Here is a 7,044-nt window from a genome sequence, read left to right as displayed (position 1 = left end):
TTTTGGCACGCTGTTGAGTTCTCAAGGAACGGACGCTTCCTTTGTACTCACCCTCTCGGGCTTTCCTCCGGGCGCTTCCCTTCGGTCTTGCGTTTTCGACTCTATCAGATCCTTTCGGGCCTGATTCCCAGTCGGTGGGTTTTGCCGTCGAGCCGTTGGCTTTCGCTTGTCGGCCTTTCGACATTCACTACGTTAACCGATTCCCCCGCTCGATTCATAATCGGGCTTCGCGGTTCAGAATTCAGGCATGCGGACATGACGAATTCGACCCCGCTGAGGGGTGGATCGTAGGTAGTGGGTGGCCGCTCCCGGCTGCAGGCTATCGCCGTACCCGGTTCAAGCGGCTCGGGCCACATTACGCATGTTCCAAGAACGAGTCAACTTCGGCGGCGCCGTGGCGCATGGGCCCGGTACGGGCTCACCGTCGGGTCGTCGGTGACCCAGTAGCGCCAGGGGTGGACGGCTCCCTCGCCGGAGACACCGGTGCGCGGGCCGCTGCTCACCTGGCCGGAGGGCACCGAGGTGCCGGTGAGGACCCGTATCGGGGTGTCGGTGGTGGCGCAGGCGTCCGTGCCGTTGAACGCACGGTCGACGCCGAGTGCCGTGGCCAGACGGGCCGGCCCCTTGGCGAGCTCCTTGTCGTTGCGGGCCGACAGTCGGCGGGTGCGGGCCAGTTCGGCGCCCTCGGTGATCTCGCCGGCCCGGAGCAGTACACCGCTCGCCCTGCCTTCGGGGCCGCAGACGAGGTTCATGCAGAACCACATGCCATAGGTGAAGTAGACGTACACATGTCCGGGCTCACCGAACATCACCTCATTGCGGGCGGTACGACCGCGATAGGCGTGGGAGCCGGGATCGTTCTCACCGTCGTACGCCTCCACCTCGGTCAGGCGGAGGGCGATCGGACCGTCCGGGGTGTCGCGGACCACGATCCGGCCGAGGAGGTCGGGGGCGACCTCGAGGACGGGGCGGTCGAAGAACTTCCTCGGCAGGGGCGTACGGTCGGGGGTCGCGATCATGACGTCCGAGGGTACTGGAGACGGTCGGTGCCACGGGGTGGTCAGCGGGCTCCGCGGTTGCCAGGGTGTGGACGCGGAACCGGCCACGGCCGGATCGCGTTGTTAGGGATCAGCGTCCATACGTACGACTCGGCATGGACGACTCGACGCGGGACGACGGATCAGGTGTGGCCCACGGGGGTCCCCTGGAGAGGGAGAGACATGGCGTTCAAGAAGCTGCTGGCGAGTCTGGGTGCCGGCGGGGCCTCGGTGGAGACGGTGCTGCACGAGGTCAACGTCGTTCCGGGCGGTGTCGTCCAGGGCGAGGTGCGGATCCAGGGCGGATCGGTGAACCAGCAGATCGAGGGACTCTCGGTCGGGCTGCAGGCCAAGGTCGAGGTGGAGAGCGGCGACCAGGAGTACAAGCAGGACATCGAGTTCACGAAGTCGAGCCTGGGCGGCGCCTTCGAACTGCAGGCCGGTGCGGTGCACGCGGTGCCGTTCGGGCTGGAGATCCCGTGGGAGACGCCGATCACGATGATCGACGGGCAGGCGCTGCGCGGGATGAACATCGGGGTGAGCACCGAGCTGGCGATCGCGCGTGCGGTGGACTCCAGTGACCTGGACCCGGTCAACGTGCACCCGCTCCCGGCGCAGAAGGCGATCCTGGACGCGTTCATCCAGCTGGGCTTCCGCTTCAAGAACGCGGACATGGAGCGCGGTCACATCCGGGGCACCCGGCAGAAGCTGCCGTTCTACCAGGAGATCGAGTTCTTCCCGCCGCAGCAGTACCGGGGGCTGCACCAGGTCGAGCTGAGTTTCGTGGCCGACGAGCAGGCCATGGACGTCATCCTGGAGATGGACAAGAAGCCGGGTCTGTTCAGCGAGGGCAGCGACACGTTCCGCTCCTTCAAGGTGGGGCTGCACGACTACCAGGGCACCGACTGGACGGCGTATCTCAACCAGTGGCTGTCGGAGGTCGGCAGCAAGCGAAACTGGTTCTAGGCTCGGTTCCCACTGAACGCGATCGATCAGGAGGTACCGAGGTGACCGAGCTCAAGCGGCGGCCGCTCCCCCACGACTTCCATCCGCCCGTGCCGTCGTTCACGGTGTCGAGCGAGGATGTGCAGGACGGGGCGGCGCTCAAGGACGCTCAGGTCCACGCGGCCGGCAACACCTCGCCGCAGCTGCGGTGGGAGGGTTTCCCTGCGGAGACCAAGAGCTTCGCCGTGACCTGCTACGACCCCGACGCTCCCACGGGCAGTGGGTTCTGGCACTGGGTGGTGTTCGACATCCCGGCCTCGGTGACCGAGCTGCCGGTCGGCGCGGGCGGCGGCACGTTCGAGGGGCTTCCCCAGGGCGCCGTCCACGCGCGCAACGACTACGGCAGCAGGGACTTCGGCGGCGCCGCGCCGCCGCCCGGCGACGGGCCGCACCGGTATGTGTTCACGGTGTACGCCGTGGACCAGGAGAAGCTCGGCCCGGACGCGGACGCGTCCCCTGCCGTGGTGGGCTTCAATCTGCGGTTCCACACCCTGGCTCGCGCCCATCTGATCGGTGAGTACGAGGTGCCCGGGGAGTCCTGAGAGGGTCCAAGCGCTCCCCCGGGCGTTCATGGAACGTTTGCCCGCCCCTGGTCTTGGAATTGATCAGGGGCGGGCATTTTTGTTGCCGGGGGTGGCGGGGTCATCTCCCGTAGGAGCAGCGGATATTGCGTTGTCCATCTCGGCGTGCCCGGCCAGAGTTGATCCCAGCCCGCCGAGGGGTGGGCCGGTGCACACGGGAGGTGGGCTGGTATGCGGGACACGCTGGTGCTGAACGCGAGCTTCGAGCCGTTGTCGACGGTGACGCTGAACCGAGCCGTCGTTCTGGTGCTTCAGGACAAGGCCGTCGTCGAGCAGGCCCACCCCGAACTGCGGATGCGTGGAGCCGCGGTCGACATACCGGCGCCCCGGGTGATCAGGCTCTGCCACTACGTGCGGGTGCCGTTCCGAAGACAAGCGCCGTGGTCGCGGCGGGGTGTGCTGGTGCGGGACCGGCACCGGTGCGCGTACTGCGGACGGCGGGCGACGACCGTGGACCACGTGGTGCCGCGGTCGCACGGCGGACAGGACACGTGGCTGAACACGGTGGCCTCGTGCGCGGAGGACAATCACCGGAAGGCGAATCGGACGCCTGAGCAGGCGGATATGCCGCTGTTGCGGCGGCCGTTCGAGCCTACGCCGGCTGACGCGATGCTTTTGGCGCTGGGGGCCGAGGATTTCGAGGCGTTGCCTGAGTGGTTGACGCTGGATGCGGCGTAGGCGGCTTCGCCGTGGGGGTGCGGGTCGCTGCGCGGCTGCGGGTGCGTTGTCACTTGTCGCGCAGTTCCCCGCGCCCCTGAAGGGGATGCGGGGAACGTGCGTTGACCGGGGACCCTGGTTGGGTTCCTAGTCGATCGAGGGCTTTTCCCGGCGTTCCTGGGCGGGGACGTTGGCGGTCGGGGTGTTGCCGCCGGCCATGGCTCCGAAGTTGCCCATGGCGCCGGAGAGGCCCTTGAGGGCGTCGCCGATCTCGCTGGGGACGATCCAGAGCTTGTTGGCGTCGCCCTCGGCGATCTTCGGGAGCATCTGGAGGTACTGGTAGGAGAGGAGCTTCTGGTCCGGGTCTCCGGCGTGGATGGCCTCGAAGACCGTACGGACCGCCTGGGCCTCGCCCTCGGCGCGCAGGGCCGCCGCCTTGGCCTCGCCCTCGGCGCGCAGGATCTGGGACTGCTTCTCGCCCTCGGCGCGCAGGATCTCGGACTGCCGGACACCTTCGGCCTGGAGGATCGCGGCGCGCTTGTCGCGGTCGGCGCGCATCTGCTTCTCCATCGAGTCCTGGATGGAGGTGGGCGGCTCGATGGCCTTGAGTTCGACGCGGTTGACGCGGATGCCCCACTTGCCGGTGGCCTCGTCGAGGACGCCGCGCAGGGCCGCGTTGATCTCCTCGCGGGAGGTGAGGGTGCGCTCCAGGTCCATGCCGCCGATGATGTTGCGCAGCGTGGTGACGGTGAGCTGTTCGATGGCCTGGATGTAGCTGGCGACCTCGTAGGTGGCGGCGCGGGCGTCGGTCACCTGGTAGTAGATGACGGTGTCGATGTTGACGACCAGGTTGTCCTGGGTGATCACCGGCTGCGGCGGGAACGGGACGACCTGTTCGCGCAGGTCGATGCGGTTGCGGATGGTGTCGATGAACGGGACGACGATGTTGAGGCCCGCGTTGAGTGTCCGTGTGTAGCGGCCGAAGCGCTCGACGATGGCGGCGCTTGCCTGTGGGATGACTTGGATCGTCTTGATCAGGGCGATGAAGACCAACACCACCAGGATGATCAGGACGATGATGATCGGTTCCATCGTCGGTTCCCCGAACCCTTCTTAGCCTCGGCGCCTACGGCAGATCGTGTGCCTGTGGAAGATCTCGCGGTTGAAGATCTTGCTGGTCGAGTCTGTCAGACCATCGGTACAACTGGGAGGTTGTTCGCCCCAGTTGTGTCGTGCCGGATCACATGACGATCGCCGTGGCGCCCTCGATGTCCACGACGTCCACTTCCTGGCCTGCCTCATAGGCGTTGCCCGCGTCGAGGGCGCGTGCCGACCAGACCTCGCCGGCCAGCTTGATCCGGCCGCCGGAGCCGTCGACGCGCTCCAGGACGACGGCCTGTTTTCCTTTCAGGGCGTCCACTCCGGTGGCGAGTTGGGGCCGCGCGGCGCGGTGTCTGTTCGCGATGGGCCGTACGACGGCGATGAGCGCGGTCGATACGACGGCGAAGACCACGACCTGGGCGACGGCGCCGCCGCCGAAGATGCCGGAGACCACTGCCGCGGCGACGGCGCCCACCGCGAGCATGCCGAGTTCGGGCATCGCGGTGATCACGAGCCCGATGCCGAGTACCGCCGCGCCGATCAGCCACCACAGCCATGCGTCGATGTCCACCCGGCCATGGTAGGACCGCGCACCCGGTCGCCGACAGGGCGCCGATCAGTTTCAACGCGCCTTGTGGCTCCGGGGCTTGGGTGCGGGGTGCCGGGAGGGGCTCAGGAGATGGGAAGACCCTGGGCGGTGAAGCGGTCGCCGACCTGCTCGACGACGAGCGGGAGGCCGAAGCAGAGGGAGAGGTTGCGGGAGGTGAGTTCGAGTTCCAGCGGTCCGGCGGCGAGGACCTTGCCCTGGCGGATCATCAGGACGTGGGTGAAGCCCGGGGCGATCTCCTCGACATGGTGCGTGACCATGATCATGGAGGGGGCGATGGGGTCGCGGGCGAGCCGGCCGAGACGGCGTACCAGGTCCTCCCGGCCGCCGAGGTCGAGGCCGGCTGCGGGCTCGTCGAGAAGCAGCAGCTCGGGGTCGGTCATCAGGGCGCGGGCGATGAGGGTGCGCTTGCGCTCTCCCTCGGAGAGGGTGCCGAACCTGCGCTCGAGGTAGTCGGACATGCCGAGGCGGTCGAGGAAGGCGCGGGCGCGCTGCTCGTCGATGTCCTCGTACTCCTCCTGCCAGCCGGCGGTCATGCCGTAGGCGGCGGTGAGCACGGTCTGCAGGACGGTCTGCTTCTTGGGGAGCTTGTCGGCCATGGCGATGCCGGCCACGCCGATGCGGGGGCGCAGCTCGAAGACGTCGGTGCCGGCGGTGCCGAGGGTCTCTCCGAGGATGCTGACGGTGCCCTTGCTCGGGTAGACGTAGCTGGAGGCAATGTTGAGGAGGGTGGTCTTGCCGGCGCCGTTGGGGCCGAGGATGACCCAGCGCTCGCCCTCCTTCACCGACCAGGAGACCTGGTCCACCAGAGCCCGGCCCTCACGGACCACGGATACGTCCTGAAGCTCCAGAACATCGCTCATGAGCGCGTTGTCTCCCCTTGCAGTGTGGCCGGTCTCGGCTGTCGCGTACGCCTGTGCGTCGGTCCGCCGCACCCGTGGGCGCAGCCCATCATGAAATCTACGCCACTGGTCGTCCCGGACATTCCTCCGGTCCGCTTCTTGGGGTCTGTCTAGGGTGGGGACATGCTCTCGGAACCTCGCTCTGGACGCCTTGCCGCTTGGGGAAACGCCCTTCTTGCCGGACTTGTCTCGCCGGATGACGCCGTGCTCGCGATCGTCGGGGAGGACGCGGTGCACCGGGTGGAGGGGTTGCCGGGTGAGCCGGCGCCGGTGGGGCTCACGCTGGCGCTCGGACGCTTGCGGGCGCTGGGGGTGAGCGGGCTGCGGCTGGCGTTGCCGGCGCCGGGGCATCCGCTGGGGCTGAGCGGGCCGCCGGAGTTCAACGCGCGGGCGCTGGAGGCGGAGGAGGCGGTGGTGTGTTCCGGGGCCGCGTGGGGGCTGGTGCCGGAGGTGTCCGAGGCCGGGCCCTCGGGTGATGTGCGTGTGGAGGTGGTCTGGCACTGTTTGCCGGTGCGGTCGGCGCCGCCGGCGGATGTGCCGTCGCTCGGGGAGGCGGAGCGGGAGCTGGCGGAGGCGCTGCGGGACGCGACGGAGGTGTTGACGCGGCTGGATGTGGCCGGGTCGGGGCCGGTGGCGGAGTCGGCGATCGACGCGTATCGGGCGCGGGCGTCCGCCTCGCGGGGGCGGGGGGTGTTGGCTCCGGGGTATCCGGCTCGGGCGGTGCGGGTGCTGGAGCTTGCTCAGCGGGTGGGGGCGCTGGTGTCGCTGGCGGGGGGTGTGGGGCACGGGGGTGCGGTGAGTGCGTCGGAGATGTCCGCGCGGGCTGCGGCGTTGCGGCCGGTGGAGCGGACGGGGCGGCGGGCGCAGGTGGCCGCGTACAACTCCGTTGTGGAGGAGCGGGGGGTGGGGTGAGCCGGCCCTCCGGGGCGGGCGGGGGTGTGCGGTGCCGCACACCTCGCGTAGCCGCTCGCGCGCAGGCGCGCCCCACTCCGCCCCTCCGCGCGCAGGGCACGCCACACTCCGCCCCTCCGCGCGCAGGGCACGCCACACTCCGCCGATCCGCGGGCAGGCGTGCCGCAGGGCGGCACGGGTGGGCGCGACGGCACCCCGCCTGCGCCGGGCCGCGCGACGTCCCCCCGCTCAGCCGTCACCCC

8 protein-coding genes are annotated in these 7,044 nt (G+C 69.2%); 4 read left to right on the top strand and 4 right to left on the bottom strand.

Going from position 1 to position 7,044, the window contains the following annotated elements:
• Positions 1-377: 377 nt before the first annotated feature.
• Positions 378-1,019: a DNA-3-methyladenine glycosylase gene (locus ACGFR9_RS35130; protein WP_393216957.1), complete on the bottom strand. Its 642-nt coding sequence runs from the start codon at positions 1,017-1,019 to the stop codon at positions 378-380.
• A gap of 201 nt (positions 1,020-1,220) precedes the next feature.
• On the opposite strand from ACGFR9_RS35130, the gene ACGFR9_RS35125 reads away from it, so the two are divergent.
• The 3 genes from ACGFR9_RS35125 (at position 1,221) to ACGFR9_RS35115 (ending at position 3,301) form a co-directional block, all read left to right on the top strand.
• Positions 1,221-2,003 (top strand): sporulation protein, encoded by a 783-nt coding sequence (locus tag ACGFR9_RS35125; RefSeq protein ID WP_393216955.1) that lies wholly within the window; start codon positions 1,221-1,223, stop codon positions 2,001-2,003.
• 41 nt (positions 2,004-2,044) lie between these two features.
• Positions 2,045-2,584, top strand: a complete 540-nt coding sequence (locus tag ACGFR9_RS35120) for a YbhB/YbcL family Raf kinase inhibitor-like protein (protein WP_393216953.1) — start codon at positions 2,045-2,047, stop codon at positions 2,582-2,584.
• A gap of 210 nt (positions 2,585-2,794) precedes the next feature.
• Positions 2,795-3,301: an HNH endonuclease gene (locus ACGFR9_RS35115; protein WP_030224218.1), complete on the top strand. Its 507-nt coding sequence runs from the start codon at positions 2,795-2,797 to the stop codon at positions 3,299-3,301.
• A gap of 126 nt (positions 3,302-3,427) precedes the next feature.
• Here the strand turns inward: ACGFR9_RS35115 and ACGFR9_RS35110 are convergent, their stop codons facing one another.
• From ACGFR9_RS35110 to ACGFR9_RS35100, 3 genes are all read right to left on the bottom strand, one after another.
• Positions 3,428-4,372: an SPFH domain-containing protein gene (locus ACGFR9_RS35110; RefSeq protein ID WP_030224222.1), complete on the bottom strand. Its 945-nt coding sequence runs from the start codon at positions 4,370-4,372 to the stop codon at positions 3,428-3,430.
• 148 nt (positions 4,373-4,520) lie between these two features.
• Entirely contained in the window at positions 4,521-4,952 is a 432-nt protein-coding gene (locus tag ACGFR9_RS35105; RefSeq protein ID WP_030224225.1) for an NfeD family protein, read from the bottom strand.
• A 101-nt stretch (positions 4,953-5,053) separates the two neighbouring features.
• Positions 5,054-5,851 carry an ABC transporter ATP-binding protein gene (locus tag ACGFR9_RS35100; RefSeq protein ID WP_030224228.1) on the bottom strand — a complete coding sequence of 266 codons (798 nt, stop codon included), beginning with the start codon at positions 5,849-5,851 and terminating at the stop codon, positions 5,054-5,056.
• 162 nt (positions 5,852-6,013) lie between these two features.
• Here ACGFR9_RS35100 and ACGFR9_RS35095 point away from each other — a divergent pair, with 162 nt between their 5' ends.
• Positions 6,014-6,802, top strand: coding sequence for a hypothetical protein (locus ACGFR9_RS35095; protein WP_393216950.1), 789 nt, complete (start codon positions 6,014-6,016; stop codon positions 6,800-6,802).
• Positions 6,803-7,044 lie beyond the last annotated feature (242 nt).

This window comes from Streptomyces sp. NPDC048584, assembly GCF_043199595.1.
GTDB lineage: Bacteria > Actinomycetota > Actinomycetes > Streptomycetales > Streptomycetaceae > Streptomyces > Streptomyces edwardsiae.
Note: the sequence above shows the minus strand (reverse complement) of the source record. Positions and strands in the feature narration are given on the sequence as shown.